At 33.3% G+C, this 19,987-nt stretch carries 14 protein-coding genes; 13 read left to right on the forward strand and 1 reads right to left on the reverse strand.

What is annotated here, in order from left to right; genetic code table 11:
- Positions 1-14 precede the first annotated feature (14 nt).
- The 8 genes from VRU49_RS04740 to VRU49_RS04775 all read left to right on the forward strand — a co-directional run bounded on the left by VRU49_RS04740 (position 15) and on the right by VRU49_RS04775 (position 11,581).
- On the forward strand, positions 15-1,703 hold the full coding sequence (locus VRU49_RS04740; RefSeq protein ID WP_330145639.1) for a capsule assembly Wzi family protein: 1,689 nt from the start codon (positions 15-17) through the stop codon (positions 1,701-1,703).
- A 386-nt stretch (positions 1,704-2,089) separates the two neighbouring features.
- The gene (locus VRU49_RS04745) at positions 2,090-3,493 is read left to right on the forward strand and encodes an undecaprenyl-phosphate glucose phosphotransferase (RefSeq protein WP_330145640.1); all 1,404 of its coding nucleotides are present in this window, start codon (positions 2,090-2,092) and stop codon (positions 3,491-3,493) included.
- Entirely contained in the window at positions 3,483-5,129 is a 1,647-nt protein-coding gene (locus tag VRU49_RS04750) for a capsule assembly Wzi family protein (RefSeq protein ID WP_330145641.1), read from the forward strand. Before VRU49_RS04745 ends, VRU49_RS04750 begins: the two co-directional genes overlap by 11 nt.
- Before the next feature lie 73 nt (positions 5,130-5,202).
- Positions 5,203-7,521 carry an SLBB domain-containing protein gene (locus VRU49_RS04755; RefSeq protein ID WP_330145642.1) on the forward strand — a complete coding sequence of 773 codons (2,319 nt, stop codon included), beginning with the start codon at positions 5,203-5,205 and terminating at the stop codon, positions 7,519-7,521.
- A gap of 4 nt (positions 7,522-7,525) precedes the next feature.
- Positions 7,526-8,587 carry a hypothetical protein gene (locus VRU49_RS04760; protein WP_330145643.1) on the forward strand — a complete coding sequence of 354 codons (1,062 nt, stop codon included), beginning with the start codon at positions 7,526-7,528 and terminating at the stop codon, positions 8,585-8,587.
- A gap of 150 nt (positions 8,588-8,737) precedes the next feature.
- Positions 8,738-9,709, forward strand: a complete 972-nt coding sequence (gene rluF, locus VRU49_RS04765) for a 23S rRNA pseudouridine(2604) synthase RluF (protein ID WP_330145644.1) — start codon at positions 8,738-8,740, stop codon at positions 9,707-9,709.
- A gap of 50 nt (positions 9,710-9,759) precedes the next feature.
- Positions 9,760-10,809, forward strand: coding sequence for a dual-specificity RNA methyltransferase RlmN (gene rlmN, locus VRU49_RS04770; RefSeq protein ID WP_330145645.1), 1,050 nt, complete (start codon positions 9,760-9,762; stop codon positions 10,807-10,809).
- Positions 10,810-10,885: 76 nt separating this feature from the next.
- Complete coding sequence (locus VRU49_RS04775) at positions 10,886-11,581, forward strand: ComF family protein (RefSeq protein ID WP_330145646.1); 696 nt, start codon at positions 10,886-10,888, stop codon at positions 11,579-11,581.
- A gap of 90 nt (positions 11,582-11,671) precedes the next feature.
- Here the strand turns inward: VRU49_RS04775 and glyA are convergent, their stop codons facing one another.
- Positions 11,672-12,943 (reverse strand): serine hydroxymethyltransferase, encoded by a 1,272-nt coding sequence (glyA, locus tag VRU49_RS04780; RefSeq protein ID WP_330145647.1) that lies wholly within the window; start codon positions 12,941-12,943, stop codon positions 11,672-11,674.
- 239 nt (positions 12,944-13,182) lie between these two features.
- Here glyA and dxs point away from each other — a divergent pair, with 239 nt between their 5' ends.
- From dxs to VRU49_RS04805, 5 genes are all read left to right on the forward strand, one after another.
- On the forward strand, positions 13,183-15,111 hold the full coding sequence (gene dxs, locus VRU49_RS04785) for a 1-deoxy-D-xylulose-5-phosphate synthase (RefSeq protein ID WP_330145648.1): 1,929 nt from the start codon (positions 13,183-13,185) through the stop codon (positions 15,109-15,111).
- A gap of 25 nt (positions 15,112-15,136) precedes the next feature.
- Complete coding sequence (locus VRU49_RS04790) at positions 15,137-16,390, forward strand: oligosaccharide flippase family protein (protein ID WP_330145649.1); 1,254 nt, start codon at positions 15,137-15,139, stop codon at positions 16,388-16,390.
- Positions 16,383-17,288: a glycosyltransferase family 2 protein gene (locus tag VRU49_RS04795; RefSeq protein WP_330145650.1), complete on the forward strand. Its 906-nt coding sequence runs from the start codon at positions 16,383-16,385 to the stop codon at positions 17,286-17,288. Before VRU49_RS04790 ends, VRU49_RS04795 begins: the two co-directional genes overlap by 8 nt.
- A 179-nt stretch (positions 17,289-17,467) precedes the next feature.
- Positions 17,468-18,850 carry an O-antigen ligase family protein gene (locus VRU49_RS04800; protein WP_330145651.1) on the forward strand — a complete coding sequence of 461 codons (1,383 nt, stop codon included), beginning with the start codon at positions 17,468-17,470 and terminating at the stop codon, positions 18,848-18,850.
- Positions 18,837-19,958, forward strand: coding sequence for a glycosyltransferase family 4 protein (locus VRU49_RS04805; RefSeq protein ID WP_330145652.1), 1,122 nt, complete (start codon positions 18,837-18,839; stop codon positions 19,956-19,958). Before VRU49_RS04800 ends, VRU49_RS04805 begins: the two co-directional genes overlap by 14 nt.
- Positions 19,959-19,987: the final 29 nt, after the last annotated feature.

Below are 19,987 nucleotides of genomic sequence, written 5' to 3' on the forward strand. Positions count from 1 at the left end.
ATTGGCCAGTGATTATGAATCTTCATTTTAAATATAAATTGAGCAGTATAAAATTGGGATTAACCCTGATTTTTATAATTGGAAGTTCTGTTCTTCTTAAGGGCCAAACTATTCCAGTAGGGGGTGCATTAGATGTTCAAACTAGATTTGGACAATTGTTTGGGGATAAAACATCTTTTTCTGCTACAATTAGGCCAATAGGAATACAAGTTTTAGATTCTAACCAGCAGGAAATAATAAAACCATTATTACCTACTGTACTTTATAAAAGCAATTTCTTAAAGAATACGCAAATTTCTGTTTTGCCAATTTCTGGTGTATTAAGTTATAATAGTCATCATCCATTTGGTTTTAATAATGGACCTATTATTCCAGCAAAAGGCTTGCAAACTTATTTAAGTGCGGGTTTAAATGTGAAATTGGGTCCGCTAGAAGTTCAGTTGAATCCAGAATGGGTTAATGCAGAAAATCCTTATTTTCCATCGTATAGCGAAGGAAGAACAGATTTAGAGAAGATAAACTACTTTAAGTTTTATAATTATATTGATTTTCCAGAACGTTTTGGCGATGGAAAATACAATAAAATTTTTCCAGGTCAGAGTTTTGTGAAATTGAATTTTGGTCCAGTTAGTGTAGGTTATTCGACTGAAAATTTATGGTGGGGTCCAGGTGTACAAAACTCACTTATAATGGGAAATGATGCGCCTGGTTTTCAGCATTTAACAATTCATACTAATAAACCTATTAAAACAGGAATTGGTTCTTTTGAGGCTCAATTAATAGGTGGAAGGTTAGAAAGCTCTAAAGAACCTGCTTTACAGAATTCTATTGTATCTACGGGACACGATTTAAATCCAACTTTTATTGGTAGTTGGAGATACTTATCGGCATTAAATATAAATTATCAGCCTAAATGGGTTCCAAATTTATATTTAGGCTTTACCAGAAGCTTTATGGCTTATGAGTCGGAATTAAATGGTTTTAAAGATTATTTCCCTTTATTTATTAGGTTTCAGAAATTTGATGTGGATCAAGATAATTTTGATCGTGATCAAAGGTTGTCGTTTTATACGCGTTGGGTCTTTCCAAAATCTAATGCTGAAGTTTATTTCGAATTTGGGTTAAATGATAACTCTTATAATTTTAGAGATTTTATTGGGTCTCCAGATCATAGCCGCGCTTACCAATTTGGCTTTAGCAAATTATTGCCGCTAAATGCTCACAAGAAATATATTTCTTTTAACGCTGAAATTACCCAGCTTTCTCAAACGGTTGATAGGTTGGTGCGTGATGCGGGTGGTTTTTATCAGCATTTTCAAGTTAGGCAAGGTTATACCCATTATGGTCAGAATTTAGGTTCGGGCCCTGGATCGGGTTCTAATGTAGCAGGATTACAGGTTAATTTTCATAAGGGCTTAAGTAATGTTGGGTTAAAATTTCAAAGAATAGATAGGAATGTAGATTTTTATGAATATTTCATAAATGATCTTAATCAACAAAGCAGAAAATGGGTCGATTTTGCTTTAGGATTAAATGGGCAAGCGGCTTATAAAAACCTTTTATTTAAAGTAGATATTACTGGCGTAAAATCCCTTAATTATCAGTGGAGATTAAAAGATTATGACCCGAATGCGGCTTATTATACACCTAAAAATGATGTTTTTAATTTCCATGGTACTTTGGGATTAATGTATCGTTTTTAGGAGAGGGACTGTATTTAGGAGGGCGTTTCTACGCTACATTCCATTCCGCTTCAGGACTACTCCGTGATATGCTGGCTTGGGATGAAGAGTTAGAGGAAAATCTGCTCAAAGATTACGACAATCTTAAGGCTGTATTTAAAAGACTAAATCATCAAAATTTTATTCAATTAGTTAAATAATATTTAATTGGCACCTTGTATTCTTTTTGAGTAGCAGTTAATTCTGTATCTTTACCAAAGAATACTATTGAATTGATGGCTTCATTTTTGCTTGCCATAAAAATAGTAAACTGAACCGACTAGTGTTTATGAATAAAACTTTATCCAATTATCTTAATCCTACTGTTTTGCATCTGCGATAAATTGGATTGATGCGAGAATGAATTTATGACGAGGCCACATTTTATTTATAATACAATTCGTTATTTAATTGATGCCCCGGTACTAATTGGAGCATTCTTTCTAACCCGAGCTATTTTTCCTAAGTTAAATGAAGGTGCGACGCCTAATCAAACTTTATTATACATTGGATCTGCAATTTTAGCTTGGTATATCTCAGCTCAGTTTTCTAAAATTTATCAAGATTTAAGGTCAAATAGGTTTTCTGAAGAGATTATTCAAATTCTCTTAACTCTATTCTTATTTACGTTTGTACATACTTCATTCCTGTTTTATATAAGAGGCTCTGTAAATTTTAGTACTTACTTTTTAGCCGCTTTTTTGTCGGTAAGTTTTGTCCTAATCCTCTCTTTTAAATATATTCTTAGAAAGTTATTACATCGTGTTTTTTATAAGGGTGAATTATTAGAAAAGATAATTTTAGTAGGTTCTACCCCAGCAGCACGTGATTTTTATTATACAATAAATAATCATAAATATTATGGTTATAAATGTATTGGTTTCTTAGATGACGAGATTAAAGAGTTAAACGGATGTAGGTATTTGGGGCCAATAAATCTATTGCCAGAAATTTTAGAAAATGAAGAGGTAGACGAAATCATAATTGCTTTACCCAATACTTATCAGCAAGAAATTAGAAAGTGTATTGATGCTGGCGATTATGTTGGAAAAAGAGTGAGAATGATTCCAGATTTATCACTTTATACTTCGAGTAATATACAGGTAAATAATATCGGCCTACTTCCTGTAATTAATTTAAGATCTCTACCCCAAGATAGATGGTCTAATAAGGCTATAAAAAGGGTTTTTGATGTCGTTTTCTCTACGATGTTTTTTGTTTTAATAGGCTGGTGGTTTATGCCTATTGTAGCGTTATTAATAAAGTTAACGAGTAAAGGTCCTGTGTTTTTTAAACAAGAACGATGGGGCTTAAATAATAAAAGAATCATCTGCTACAAATTCAGGACGATGTATGTTGATAGTCCGGAACAAGATAAAGACGGTAATTTTTTACAAGCTTCGAAAAACGATGCACGAATTACCCCGATAGGTAAATATTTAAGGGCGCTAAACATTGATGAGCTACCTCAGTTTTGGAATGTATTGATTGGTGATATGTCGGTTGTTGGCCCTAGACCACATGTAACCCCATTAAATTTATCATCTATTGAGTCTGTAAATCAATATATGTTGCGACATTTAGTAAAGCCTGGAATTACAGGCTGGGCCCAAGTAAATGGAAGTAGAGGCGAAACCAGTGCGCCAGGGGCTATGCAAAGAAGGGTGAATTATGATTTGTATTACATTCATCAATGGACTTTTCTATTAGATTGCCAAATTATACTTCAGACTATTATTAATCTAATTAAGGGGGACGATAATGCATATTAATCGGTTATATTTTAAATTTATTTTGGTTGTTTCTGTCCTTCTTTTTGCCTCAGAAGGTTTATTGGCGCAGAAGGTTTGGGAAAATCCAAATAAAGAAATTTATCAGTTTCTATCTCGACAAGCTCAAAAAGGGAATATTGATTTGGATGATCTTATTCAGCCCTATTCTAGAAAAGATATTGCTTTTCATTTAAGTAAATTAGATTCTTTAAGAACGCAGTTAAGTCCAATAGAAATTAAAGAACTCGATTTTTATAGACAAGAATATGCAGAGTTTAATGATGGAGCAGTAGATGAAGTAAGCTTTTTAAAAAAGGATCAGCATGGGAGATTGAGATTTTTGGCGGTTAGAAAGGATGATTTTATTTTAAATGGGGATCCAACCTTATCTATTTATGGTATTCAAGGTACCCAGAGAAGTATTACAGGAATTGCGAATGGAGCTCAATTTTGGGGTCAGGCAGGTAAACACATTGCGTTTCAAGCAGGATTTACAGATAATACTGAAAAAGGTGATGGAATTGATAAATTGAAAAGTTTTACGCCTGAAACTGGGGTGGTACGAACCGAAGGTAATGATCCAAAATCTTTAAATTTTTCGGATTTTAGAGGTAGCGCAACTTATAATTGGCAAAATGGTTCTATTTCTGTTGGATACGATCAGCTAACTTTTGGCTATGGTGCAAATGGAAAATTGGTTTTATCTGATAAAGCTCCCGCAGCTCCATTTATTCGTTTAGATTATAAACCTTTAAAATGGTTAAGTTTTAATTATATACATACTTGGCTTAACTCTGCAATAATAGATTCTAATGCGACCTATAATAAGGGAAATCCTATTTATGGAGATGTTAGGGAGTCCTATATTCAAAAATATATGGCTTCACATAGTTTAACTTTTTACCCGACTAAAGGGTTGAGTTTAACAGCAGGTGAATCAGTAATTTATACAGATAAACTGGAAGCAGGTTATTTATTTCCTTTAATGTTTTTTAAAGTTTATGATCAACATGCCAGCAGATATAAAATCTCTACAGGTTCTAATTCTCAATTCTTTTTCCAGGCAAGTTCTAGAAATCTTATAAAAAACACCCATTTGTATGCTACTTTATTTATTGATGAAATAAGTTTTACAAATGCTTTTAATGCGCAGAAAAGTAGAAATCAATTGGGTTATAATTTAGGTGCATCTGTAACTGATATAGGAATTCCTTATTTAACTATTGGTGCAGAATATACCCGTTTAAATCCTTTTAATTATCAAAACTTAATTCCAGCGCAAAATTATACACACCACGATTATACATTGGGTGACTGGATGGGGGCAAATGCAGATAGATTCTTAGCTTATTTAAAATATACTCCAATTTCGAGACTTAAAACATCATTAACTATTCAATCGGTTAGAAAAGGGAATCCAGGTTCATTATTAGACCAATACTTTAAAGAACCTCAACCTAAATTCTTAGACGATTATCAGTTTAAACAAAATTTATTACAATTAAATATAGGTTATGAGGTAATTCATAATTTATATTTTAATGCTAATTATCAGCATATTTCATTAAGTACGATCTCTACAAATACCAAGCAAACCACCAATAATTTTAAGTTTGGATTGAGCCTTGGGTTTTAATGTATTTAAATGAGGAGTTGATAAAACACCATTTATAAGTATATTTGTTATCAGCAGTTAATAAAATTAGAGCATGCGCTTAAAAATATTTCTATCATTAATTTTCCTTGGGTTAGTATTTTTTATCCCTACTTCACAAGCTCAGATACCTACATCGGTTGATTTAAGTAATCTAAAATCAGCTAATGTTACAGATGCAAAACTTTTAGAAATTTACAAACAATTTGAAGGTCAATATTCAGAAGATGAGGCGACAAGTTTGTTGATAAAGCAAGGATTAGATCCATTGGAGGCTAATTTGCTCAGTGAGCGCTTAAAGGCTTTAAGAGCTTCGGGGGCTACTGGTGCTAATAAACCATCAGGACCAGCACGACCTATGTCTTACGATTACAGTAGGGACACAACAAAAGTACCACCTGTGGCTGTAGTGAAAAAAGCATCCAAAATTTTTGGTATGGATTTGTTTAATAATCCTAATTTAAGTTTCGAACCAAATTATAGAGTAGCAACTCCAAAGGGCTATATTTTAGGCGCTGATGATGAGGTAAATGTTATTTTTACTGGCTTAAATGAAGCGGTAACTACATCAAGAATTTCACCAGAAGGAAATCTTCAAGTAAATAGATTAGGATTAATTAATCTTAATGGAAAAACAATAGAGCAAGCTTACGATATAATTAAACTTCGTGCACAACAAGTTGCTTATCCAGCATTGGCAACTGGCCAAACAAAATTAAGCGTTACATTAGGTTCAGTTAAAACAATTAGAGTTACCATTATTGGTGAAGTGGCATTACCTGGAACACATCCTGTTTCTGGATTATCAACTTTGTTTAATGCACTTTATAGAAGCGGCGGACCAACTAATATTGGTTCTTTTAGAAATATTGAATTAATTAGAGGTAATAAAGTAATAAAAACAGTTGATCTATATTCTTTTATTCAGAGCGGTATAATGTCTGAAAACGTAAGGTTGGAAGATCAAGATGTAATTAGAATACCAGCTTATACAAAAAGAGTAGCTGTTGATGGGGAAATTAGAAAACCTGGTTTATATGAATTAAAATCTGATGAAACAATTGCAGATTTAGTGAAATATGCAAGCGGATTTTCTGATAATGCTTACAAAAGTATCGCTAAGGTTTCGCAAATAAATGATCGCGAAAGAAGTGTAAAAGATGTTTCTTCTGATATGTTTGATAGATATGTTTTGAAAAATGCAGATTCGGTATTCTTCGGGGCAATTTTAGATCGATATAGCAATAGAGTGAATTTGGAAGGTGCCGTGTTTAGACCTGGACCTTTTGAATTAGAAGCAGGACTTACGCTAAAAAAATTAATAGAAAAAGGCGAAGGTTTGAGAGAAGACGCGTCTTTAGTTACGGGTTTTATAAAAAGAACTAATCCGAACTTAGATAAAGTGTTGATTTCTTTTAATCCACAAAATATTTTAAGCGGTAAAGATTTAGACATCACTTTGTTGAGAGAAGATACGGTGGTTATTAAATCTAGACAAGAATTATTAGAAAAAAGAACTGTAACTATTGGTGGTAATGTTAGAAATCCAGGCATTTTTGAGTATAGAAAAGGAATGACGGTTTCGGATATCTTGGTAATGGCAAACGGATTTCTTCCTGAAGCGGCAACGCATAGAATAGAAGTTTCTAGAATAGTAATGGACAGATCTGATGCGGTATCTAATAACTTGATTAATTTAATTACGGTTAATCTTGATTCATTAATGATGGGAGAAGGAGGAAAGTTTGGACTTGAGCCTTTAGATTATATTTATGTTCCTAGGTTGGTTAATTATAAATCTTTAGGAAATATTAAAGTAACAGGAGAAGTGTTATTTCCAGGCAACTATCCACTTACAAGAAGAGACGAAACTGCAGCAGAATTTATTAAGAGAGCGGGTGGTTTAACCCCAGTAGGTTCTTTAGAAAATGCCCAAGTTTTTAGAAACGGAACTCGTGTTGGAATTAATTTGTCTAATGTGAATTTAAAAAATCAGAAAGGGGTTTATGTGCTGTTGGAGGGCGATAGTGTTCACGTACCAAGGTTAATGCCTTTTGTAGAAGTTGCTGGAGCGGTAAATACACCTCAGTTAATTAACTTTTCGAGTTCAAATTTTTCATATTATATAAATGCTGCAGGCGGATTAAAAGAGAATGCAAGATTGAAAAATGCATATGTTCAATATCCAAATGGAACCAATCAGCCAGTTAAAAAATTCTTGTTCTTTAAAAATTTCCCTAGAATTATTGAGGGAAGTAAAATAGTTGTTCCAGAGCAACAAGGAGGAAAAGGTAAGTTAAATGTGGTGGAAATCTCTGCCATTGCTTCGGGCCTCACAGCATTATTAACTGTTGTAGCTATTTTTATTAAGTAAATTTATGAATCAGCCTAACGACCCATCTAATTTAGAAGAAGATTACACTTTTAGAAGTGCCATAAGCTCTAAGATGGACGATATTAATTATCTCTGGGAGAATAAGACTAAAGTAATACTTTTTGCTGTTGCAGGTTGTTTATTAGGATTGCTTCTGGCATGGGTATGGCCTGTTTCATATACAGCGCGTACAACCTTTGTGGTAGAAGAAAGTAAAGGTTCTGGTGGTGGTTTAATGTCGTCTTTAGCAGGATCATTGGGGCTAGATATTGGTGGGTTAATGGGTAGCTCTAGTGGTGTTTTGGAAGGTGATAATGTACAGCAATTATTAATTAGTCAACGTTTATTAAGAGAAACACTTTTGTCGCCATTTACAGATAGTACAGAATCTATTGCAGATAAATATGTAAAGGTTTATAAGTTAGATAAGAAGTGGGATAAATATACTAAAGAATCGCCTTTGGCATTTCCAGTAGGTCATGTTAAGTTTACCAGACTTCAGGATAGTTTGCTAAATGAAATATTAAAAACAATTTCGGAGAAGCAGATTTCAGTAAACAAACCGGATAAAAAACTAGGATTTTTTGCATTAAATACGACAATGAAAAATGCAGAATTAGCGGCTAAGTTTAATGAAAATTTGATTCAAATTGCTGCTGATTTCTATATCCAAACTAAGACCCAACGATTAAGAAATAACGTAAATAAACTCCAACATAGAGCCGATAGTTTAGAACGTATTCTAAATAGAAAGACTTATGCATCAAGTGCATCATCTAGTACTTTATTAGATTTAAATCCAGCTTATGCAACGGCTAATGTTCCATCAGAATTGCAGGAACGAGATAAGCGTTTAGTTCAGACCTCTTATGGCGAAATTGTAAAGAATTTGGAAGTTTCTAGAACGATGTTAATTCAAGAAACGCCAACTTTTCAAATTGTAGATACGCCATTCTTGCCACTTAGGAAGAATAGATTAAAATATTCTACCGCTGGTTTAGGAGGAATTGTGCTGATTGGGTTGTCGGGCAGTTTATGGTTGTTGTCTAGAAGAAAATCTAAATAGAAATTAAAAATTATTGCTAAGGTAAGCTGGAAGTTCAATTGGTTCTAGCCCTCTTTTATTCAATGTTAAATTGGAATAAGCTTTAAGCCCATATTTCTAATAGTTAGTTTACCATACGATTCTCGTATATTTGTAAAAAATACATCAATAATGGAAGAAATCAGTCGCCTGAATAAATATATAAGTGAAAGTGGTTTGTGCTCTAGAAGGGCGGCAGATAGATTTATTGAAAATGGCCAAGTTTTTATTAACGGGAAAAAGGCTAAAGTTGGCGATAAAGTTTTCTTCGGTGATGTAGTAATGGTAAATGGCCAATTAATTGAGCCACAACAACCAGAAAATACAGTTATTCTTGCCTATAACAAACCTACTGGAATTACTAGTACAACAGAAAGTAAGGTAAAGGACAATATTGTTGATCATGTAAATTATAGCGAAAGAGTTTTCCCAATCGGTAGGTTGGATAAAGACTCTCAAGGTTTAATTTTCTTAACCAATAATGGCGATATAGTTAATAAAATCCTTCGTGCCGGAAATAACCATGAGAAAGAATATGTGGTTACTGTAAATAAACCTATAACGCCTCAATTTATTGAAAAAATGGCTTCAGGTATACCCATTTTAGGGGTAATGACCAAGAAGTGTAAGGTGAAACAAATAAGCACTAATGTTTTTAATATAATTTTGGTTCAAGGTTTAAACCGCCAAATAAGAAGGATGTGTGAGTATTTGGGTTTTGAGGTGGTTAAATTAGAGAGAATTAGAATTATGAATATTACACTTAAAGGTTTGCCAATCGGCGATTGGAGAGTGTTGACAGAAGAAGAAACAAATGCTATAAATAAGCTGGTTTCTAATTCTAAATCTAATACAGCAGCTCCTGCAAAGAAAAAAACAACGGGAAAACTAAGTGCACCTAAATCTGAATTTCCGAAGTCGAAAAAGCCAACTGCTCCAAAAGATAAAAACCTAAAGTTTAAGAAAAGTAAGGCCTCTAATTCTTATAAGCCAACGGATGTAAACGATTGGAATAAAAGTAATGGGCCATCTAGGCGACCAGTTAGACCTTCGAAAGGTAAATCAGGCGCTCCCGCAGGATCAAAACGTTCAGGTAAACGATAATAGGAGAATACCAAAAAAAGTATTTCTACAGGTTTTCGTATATTTGTAAAATGTCTTCCACAAAAAAGATCGATATAAGAAGTCTGGATCTTACTCAACTTCAACAGCATTTTGTAAACTTAGGCGAGCCTTCTTACAGGGCTAAGCAGGTTTACCAATGGCTTTGGGAAAAGTCTGCCCATACTTTCGCCGAAATGACAAATTTATCTAAGTCGCTTAGATCTATTTTAGAGGAAAACTTCACGATTAACGCAGTTAAAGTACATAATTCTCAGTTCAGTAACGATCATACCATAAAAAGTACATTTGAATTGTATGATAAAAATATTGTTGAAGGCGTTTTAATCCCAACAGACGAAAGAATGACTGCTTGTGTAAGCTCGCAAGTAGGATGTAGCTTAACGTGTAAGTTTTGTGCCACCGGCTATATGGATCGTAAGCGTAATTTAAATGCTGATGAAATTTATGATCAGGTAGTGTTAATAGACCAACAAGCAAGGTTAAATTATAAGCAAAATTTAACCAATATTGTTTATATGGGGATGGGTGAGCCATTGTTGAATTATGCCAATGTGTTAAAATCTATCGATAGAATTACTGCAGAAGATGGTTTAAATATGTCTTATAAACGTATAACTGTTTCTACTGCAGGAATTGCAAAAATGATAAGAAAACTAGGCGATGATCAAGTGAAATTTAATTTAGCATTATCGCTTCACGCCGCAAATGATAAAAAAAGAAATGAAATTATGCCGATTACTGAGCATAATTCATTGGAAGCTTTAGCTGATGCGTTGAAGTATTATTATGCTAAGACTAAGAATCCAGTAACTTACGAGTATATTGTTTTCAATAATTTTAATGATGAAATTGTGGATGCTGCAGAATTAGCAAAGTTTTGTAAGCACGTTCCTTGTAAAGTAAATATCATTGAGTACAATCCTATTCAGTTTGCTGCCTTTACCAATACTGAAGCCGACAAATTAGACGCTTTTGCAGAATACCTTCGTAAACAAGGTATTACAACTAATATTAGGAGAAGTAGAGGTAAGGATATAGATGCGGCCTGTGGTCAGCTTGCTGTTAAACAGCCTTCATAATATCTATAAACGTGTATTTCCGTTTTTAAACGTTTAAACTAAAGTCTTTAGTTTGAGTTGGTGATATATTTGATCCATGCGGTGGTTTCAATATATTCATGATCTTTTACACTTGTTTTTTCCAGTTCTCTGCAAATGCTGCGGAAGGGAGTTGAGAGATGGCGAAGTATTAATCTGCACGCATTGCCATAGTGATTTACCCTATACAGATTTTCATATTTATTTGGCTAATCCTTTGGCTCGACAATTATGGGGTAGGGTGCCAATAAATGCATCTATGGCATTGTTATATTTTATGAAAATGAGCAATGTTCAACACCTTATTCATCACATTAAGTATAAGAGGGAATTAGATTTGGGGATTAAAATGGGCAATTTAATGGGGCTTAGAATAAGAAGTAGCCCTTATTACTACCAACAAGATTTTATTATTCCTATACCTTTGCATCCCAAAAAATTGAAGAAAAGAGGGTATAATCAGAGTGCACTTTTGGCTACTGGAATTGCAGAAATATTAGAAATCCCAACGCGAGAAGATTTACTGATTAGAATTAAAGAACGACAAAGCCAGACTTTTAAAAATAGGTTCGAGCGATTTAATGATTTAATGGAGGTGTTTGCCGTACCTGAAAATGAAGAATTAAAAGGGAAAACAGTTTTGCTGGTTGATGATGTTTTTACTACAGGTGCCACCATTGAGGCTTGTGCTGTAAAACTTTTGGAGAGAGGTGTAGGCAAAATAAATATTGCCACATTAGCTTTTGTAAAATGATTTAGGGTAGCAGCTAAAACCCGATTAAATAAAATAGGGCATTTACTGTATTGTAAATGCCCTATTGGAATAAAATAAAGTATTTTTCTATTATTTATAAAGCGGAAATTGCTTAATAAAGGTGATTACTTTAGATTTTACATGTTTAATATTTTCTTCATTATCTGGGTTAGTTAAAACCTCATCTATGAAATCTACAATAGTTTTCATGTCAGCTTCTTTTAATCCACGAGAAGTAATAGCAGCAGTACCCACACGAATTCCAGAGGTAACAAATGGAGATTTATCATCAAACGGAACCATGTTTTTGTTGACAGTAATTTCTGCGTTTTCTAATGCTTTTTCAGCTGCTTTACCTGTAATGTTTTTATTTCTAAGGTCAATTAACATTAAGTGGTTGTCTGTACCTCCCGAAATAATTCCATAGCCTTTTTCAACAAAAGCAGCTGCCATAGCAGTAGCATTCGCTTTAACTTGTTTTATGTAGGTTAAGTATTCATCAGATAATGCTTCACCAAATGCAACCGCTTTAGCCGCAATAATATGTTCTAAAGGTCCACCTTGGGTTCCTGGGAAAACAGCCATGTCTAAAACTGCAGACATCATTTTAAGTTCTCCTTTTGGAGTTTTTTGACCGAACGGATTTTCAAAATCCTTGCCCATCATGATCATTCCGCCTCTTGGACCTCTTAAAGTTTTATGGGTAGTAGTAGTAACGATATGGCAATGTGGAAGTGGATTGTTTAATAAACCTCTAGCAATCATACCTGCAGGGTGAGAAATATCAGCTAAAACTAGAGCTCCAATCTTATCTGCAACACTTCTAATGAAAGCATAATCCCATTCTCTAGAATAAGCAGAGGCACCACAAATAATCAATTTTGGTTTCTCTCTTAAAGCAACTTCTTCTAACTGAGCATAATCTACTAATCCATCTTCCTTTTTAACCCCATAAAATAAGGGTTGATATAATTTACCTGAAAAGTTAACAGGAGAACCATGTGTTAAATGGCCGCCGTGAGATAAATCAAAACCAAGAATTTTATCACCTGGTTGAAGTACAGCTAACATCACCGCCGCATTTGCTTGAGCACCTGAGTGAGGTTGTACGTTTACCCATTCAGCGCCAAATAATTGTTTTGCTCTATCGATGGCTAAATTCTCTATCTCATCTACAACATTACATCCACCGTAATAACGTTTTGCAGGAAGACCCTCAGCGTATTTATTGGTTAGTACAGAGCCTGCAGCTTCCATTACTTGTTTGCTTACAAAATTCTCTGATGCGATTAGTTCAATTCCATTTTCTTGTCTATCCAATTCTTTTTGGATAAGATCGAAAATTACTGTATCTCTTTTCATGGTTAATTATTTGTTGTAAAAATAAGCATAAGTATCTATAAAAATGTATTCAAAAGCTGCAATTTCTTCCAGAATTATGTCAACTTAATCGTCATTTTATTTAAAATATAGACGGTTATCTTATTTCTTGTTAATTTATAATTAGTTTTGTGTAACCAAACGATTCTTTTGGCGAAAGTCTAAATTTGAAAATTATTCATATTTAAACAATTTTGCCGTAATTTGTATTTTTACATTGAATGGAAATAAAAGAAAACACCTTACTATCCCAGATCAATTATCCCGCTGATCTTAAGAAGTTCTCAGAGAATGATCTTGAACAAATAGCTAAAGAGTTACGTCAACATATAATTGATGTAGTTAGTGTTAATGGGGGGCATTTTGCCGCTAGTTTAGGTGTGGTTGAACTTACTGTTGCATTACATTACGTTCTAAATACGCCATACGATAAATTAATTTGGGATGTAGGCCATCAGGCTTATGGCCATAAAATTTTAACAGGTCGTAAAGATTTATTCCATACCAATAGGATAATCAATGGAATTAGTGGCTTTCCTAAAATCGCGGAAAGTGAATATGATGCTTTTGGTGTAGGCCACTCGTCGACTTCTATTTCTGCAGCTTTAGGTATGGCGGTTGCTGCTCAATTAAAAGGAGAAACAGATAGACAACACGTTGCAGTGATAGGGGATGGGGCTATGACAGCCGGTTTAGCTTTCGAAGGTTTAAATCATGCTGGAATTGAGAATTCTAATTTATTAGTAATTCTGAATGATAATTGTATGTCTATTGACCCGAATGTTGGGGCTTTAAAAGAATATTTAACCAGCATCACGATTTCTAAATCATATAATAAATTTAGAGACGATGTTGCACATGTACTAAACAATATTTCTAGATTAGGGCCTAATGCTTCTAAATACGTTAAGAAAATAGAAAAGAGCATTAAAGGTACCCTACTAAAACAAAGCAACTTTTTTGAGGCTTTAAATTTTAGATATTTTGGTCCTGTTGACGGACATGATGTGAAAAGATTAGCATCTGTTATTAAAGATTTATCAGCCATTCCTGGTCCGAAATTATTACACTGTGTTACGGTTAAAGGAAAAGGATTTGCATTAGCAGAAAAAGATCAAACCAAATGGCATGCGCCAGGTTTATTCGATAAAATAACCGGAGAGATTAAAAAATCTTCTTCTGATAAGCCACAGCCACCTAAATACCAGGATGTCTTTGGGCATACATTGGTAGAATTAGCTGAACAAAATCAGAAAATTACTGGTATTACACCAGCAATGCCTTCTGGTTCATCTATGAATATAATGATGAAAGCCATGCCAAAACGCGCTTTTGATGTTGGTATTGCAGAACAACATGCGGTTACATTTTCAGCAGGATTGGCTGCTCAAGGAATGGTGCCGTTTTGTAATATCTATTCAAGTTTTATGCAAAGGGCATACGACCAGGTTATCCACGATGTGGCTATTCAAAACCTTAATGTAGTCTTTTGCTTAGATAGAGCTGGTTTAGCTGGAGCTGATGGTGCAACACACCATGGAGCATACGATATTGCTTATATGAGATGTATTCCTAATATGATTATTGCTTCTCCAATGAATGAAGAAGAATTAAGAAATATGATGTATACCGCTCAGTTAGAAAACATAGGACCTTTTTCTATTAGATATCCTCGCGGAAATGGGGTAATGGTTAACTGGAAAACGCCTTTTCAAGAATTGCCAATTGGTAAGGGAAGGAAAATTTGTGATGGAGAAGACGTGGCAATTTTAACATTTGGTCATGTTGGAAACTTTGCGTTTGAGGCATGTCAGGAGTTAAACTCTGAAGGTTATTTCCCTGCTCATTACGATTTAAGGTTTGTTAAACCACTTGATGAGGCCTTATTAACTGAAGTATTTACGAAGTTTAAAACTGTAATTACGGTAGAAGACGGATGCTTGCAAGGAGGTATGGGATCTGCTGTTGCTGAATTTATGGTGGATCATAATTTTAACTCAAGTATTATTCGATTAGGTATTCCAGATGAGGTTATTGAGCATGGTGAGCAACCAGAACTTTGGGCACTTTGTGGATATGATAAGGATTCTATTATAAATGCTGTAAAAAAAGTAGCTATTTGTCGTAAAACAGATACCATAGCAAGTTAGTTGAGCCCAAAAATCTTTTGAGATCGTGAAAAAGCTCATAACAAGCACATTTATCAGGATCGGGAAAACCAATATTTTGGCTAATTTTCTGAATTTAAGCGTTATTCAAATTATTAACGCTTTATCTCAGATTTATATTTATTACCTAATAAATTCAATTCTAGGTCTCGAAACTTTCGGAAAGGTTATTGTTGCCAGTACATTTTGTGGGGTTGCAGGAAGTGTAATTAACTATGGTACCAACCAATCTGGAATTAGAGAAGTAAGCAGCAATATTGGTAAAACTACTATGAGTAGGGTGATTTCTAATATTCTATGGATTAGAATTATTCTGTTTATTGCTTATCTCTTGGTTTTAGGTGGCTTAAGTTATTTTAATAGTCAATATTTTACCCTAATTATTTTTTCACTTCCATTAATTTTAGCTGAAGTGTTAAATCCGCTCTATTTTTATATAGGCATTGAAAAGTTAAAATACTATAACCTTTTCAATATGCTTTCTAAGCTTATCTCTATAATTGCAGTGCTTTTATTGATAAAAAATGAATATGACGATTATAAGGTTAATTTTATAATTGGAAGTTCGGGCGTTTTAATTTATGGACTTTTATTGGTCTCGGCATTTAGGGTTTATAAACTAAAGCTTTTAATTCCGCGTTTTTCTATCCTTTTATATCAGTTTAAGGATAATTTCTATTTAACTGTAAACAATTTATCCGTTCAATTACAACAATCTCTCATGGTTTTTGCATTGGGTAAATGGGGAGAAGAAATTGTATTAGGTGCTTATTCATTTTGTGATAAATTACTTTGGGGAGGACGCTTATTAATTATGGCGATTTCGAATGCGATTTATCCAAAAGGTGTACAATTGTATAACGAAAGGCCAGAATTATGGTTTAAGTTTAGATTTAAGTTTAAAATTATAATTACTGCTTTTTTTATTCTTGCATCTGTAATCATGTATTTCTTCCCAGATTATATAATCCTAATTTTAACCAATACTCAGGAAGCGCATGCCATCAATTTTATAAGAGCAATGGCCTTGGTACCAACTGTAGCAGCCTTAAATTCTTTAAATGTTTTAGACCTATTAATTAAAAATAAAAATGCTGCGGTATTTAGAATCTCTATGATTTCCTTAATTATTTCTATAATTACTGTCTTTATTTTTATTAAAGAAAAAAATTATATAGCTATTGCTTATTATGCGTTATTAATTGAGAGTGTTAATTTATTGATGTATGAAATGGCTATAAGGAAATATAGAAATGCCTAAACCTATTGCTGTTATATTGTTAAATTGGAATACACCGTCACTAACTTTAAGGTGTATTGAGACATTGTTGGAAAATAATAATAATGAGCTTTTCGATATTATTCTTGCTGATAATGGGTCTGCAGATGATTCGGTTGAACAGTTTAGAACTTCATATCCTGATCTTACCATTATAGAAAATGGGGAAAATCTTGGCTTTGCAGAAGGAAATAATAGAGCGATTGAAAAAAGTATAGCATTAGGTTATAAATATTCCTTACTCTTAAATTCAGATACGGAAGTTTGGGAAGATATAGTTACACCTCTTTTTAATTATATGGAGAATAATTTAGATGTGGGAGGTGTACAACCAGCTATTTATTATTTAGATGATGCTAATTCGTTATGGAATGGCGGATCTTATTTTAATTCGGTTTTGGGAATTACTTATTCTGAGAATAATGGTCTAGCTCCAGAAATTAAAGATGTAGACTGGTTAACAGGTTGCTGTATGTTTTTGAGAAATGATGTACTAAAGGAAACAGGCTTGTTTAATAAAGCATTCTTTCTCTATTATGAAGATGTAGAATTGTCTTTCAGAATTAGGAAATCAGGAAACTTATTGAAGTTTTATCCTTTTTCAAAAATTTATCATGCGGTAGGCTCTTCTGGAAAGATCGAACGTAAAGAAAACGAAGGTACGATAAGTCCTATTATCCATTATTATAATGTTAGAAACCGAATTTGGAACTTGAGGATCAATGGTAAAGTTGTTTATTATCCTGTTTATTTAGTTTATAATTTAGGTTTCTATGGCTCAATGCTAGGTTATTTTTTAATGAAAAGACGATTTAAAAAGGCCAAAATGTTGCTGCGAGGACTTAATGATGGATTGTTTAAGTTGAGTTCAACAAATTAGTTTGTACTAAAGCCAATTGAGCCTATTTTTATTAGAGCCTTATTCCATTAATTGAGTTAGTGGTGTTGATGGTTTAGATTTAAACTTCCAATTTATTAACTTCAAAAATATGCCAATTTAATTAGTTGGTGGTGTTAATCCTCTTATATTTGGAGTTAAATTAATAACCCGGTGTTTTAATGCTGATCTTATTCCCTTTTATTTACTTTTTATCCTTTGTCTGGGCATCAAAAGAAATTTTGAAGGGCGATAAATCTGGAATGTTATTGTTCTTTATTTTTGGACTATCTATTTATACCGTTAGTCAATCTTTAGCTTTTGAATTAGGGTTACGAAGTATAATTTCATTTATGCAACCGCTAAAGGAGTTATTGGTATTGGTTGTATTTGGGATTGCTGTATGGAATTATAAAGGCAAGTTTAAGCTTCATTTTGTAGATTATATTATTGGTGCTTTCTTTTTATACATTGTTTCGTATGTATTTATTCCAATTGGCGATTATTCGTTTTTAGAGCGGTTAAATGCTAGTAAAAGTATAGCGTTTTTTGCAGTTATTTATGCTACAGGTAGGTTGTTTAAACCCCAGGAAATTTTTCTAAGTAAGTATTTTCATTATATCTTGTTTGTAGCTGTTGCAGCGGCTATTGTATTGGCTTACGAATTAGTAACCAATACACATTTGCAAACTATGACAGGCTATGCAGATTTTAATTTCTATTTATACGATCAAGAACCAAGCGGGAATTATGGGTTGACATGGACTTTTGAAACGGAAAATGGATTTAAAAGATTTGCGAGTTTTTTCGCTAACCCTTTAGAACATGCGGCAGCAACTTTGTTGGCTTTAAGTGTGTTGGCAGGACTTTATACGTCTGATTCTAATAAGCTTAAGCTAGATTTATTCGGTAAAATAGCATTACTGGCGACTCAATTTTCAGTGTTTTTTGCTTTATCAAGGGCTTCCATGGTTAGTTATTTTGCAATGATCTATGTGTATGCGCTTGTGACAGGTAAGAAGTATATTCTACATACCTTTCATTTTGGACTAATTGCTATTGTAATTTATTTTATTTTTCTGATCACCAACACAGATATTTATGACTTTGTGGTGGATACTTTAACATTTAGAAATGCTTCTAGTTTAGGACACGTATTAGAATGGGTTACTGGAATTGAAGCTATGATTAGTAAGCCACTAGGACTGGGTTTGGGAAGTTCTGGTAAAGTATCTGGGATGTTGGGATTAAATGTGGGTGGAGAAAATCAGTTTATTATAATTGGAGTTCAAGCCGGATTTATTGCGTTTTTCACGTATTTTTTAATTCAGGCTTGTTTATTATGGTTGCCATTTAGATGGATAAATAAGCTGAAAGGTAAGGAAAGAAAAATTGCAATTAGTTTATTTCTATTAAAAGTAGGTAGTATAATCCCCCTCTTAACTGCAGATTTTGAATCTTATATCTATATTGCCTACATAGGTTGGTTTTTAAGTGGTTTGTTTATTTCTATAATTTCTAGAAAAGCAAAGCCTCAGCGTAAATTAGAAGATGCAAAAAATTAAGGTAGCTGTTGATATAAGAGACTTAAAAATTGCTAAAACAGGTGTGAAAACCTATTTGGAGGAACTTGTTCGTGAGTTTAAGACGTTAGATAATCAGGCGGTAAGTTTTGTGTTTCTCGATTCATTTATTGCTCCTTATACGGGTAAAAATAAGTTTTTTAAGTTATTAGAGCATATCCAGTTCTTTATTTGGAAACAAATTTCCCTGCCTTTATTAGCCTATTTTAAAGGCTGCAATTTGATTTTTTGTGCAGATTTTTTTGTGCCTTATTTTGCAATTAAAGCAAGGACAATTCCTGTTTTACACGACGCATTTTTCTTTGAATATCCAAGTCATTATAATAGCAAATGGTTATGGTTATTTAAAAATATTGGAATAACAGCAGCTAAAAAGTCGCCATTTATAGTCACACCAACCCATTATACAGCAACAAGAATCAATTTTTTCACAAATATTGAATTAGAGAAAATTGCAGTGGTTTACGAAGGGCCCAAATCGATGCCATTTCCTAGTAAATCGGATCAAGAAATATTGGGGTCATTGTTTGGTGAGAAATATTTTCTACATGTTGGAGTAATAGAAAAGAGAAAAAACTTACTTAATTTATTAAGCGCATTTAAGGAAGTGCAAGTAGTTTATCCCGATTTTAAATTGGCCTTAGTGGGTCAGTTTAGTCCGAAATCTGATATGGACGATAGAGCACAAATTCTAAATTATATTAAAGAAGAAGGTTTATCCAATCAGGTTATATTGCCAGGTTATGTTCCAGATAATGAAATTATAGCTTGGTATAGAAATGCATTTTTATATGTTTTTCCTTCTTATAATGAAGGTTTTGGAATTCCAGTTTTAGAGGCCTTTGAACATAAAATACCAGTTATTATTGCTAATAATTCTTGCCTGCCTGAAGTAGCAGGAGATGCTGCCCTTTCTTTTAATCCAAATGAAGTTAATGAGATTGCAAGATGTATGGTAGAGGTTATTGAACAACCCGAATTGGCAAAGGAGTTAATTAAAAGAGGAACTGAACGAGTAAAATTGTTCAATTGGAAATCTACAGCCTCCCAACTTGTTCGCATCTTTCAAACTGCAGTAAGCGATAAATAATCGTAATTTATATCAGTGAATAGTCCTTT

The sequence above is a fragment of the Pedobacter flavus genome (genome assembly GCF_036324285.1).
Lineage (GTDB): Bacteria > Bacteroidota > Bacteroidia > Sphingobacteriales > Sphingobacteriaceae > Pedobacter > Pedobacter flavus.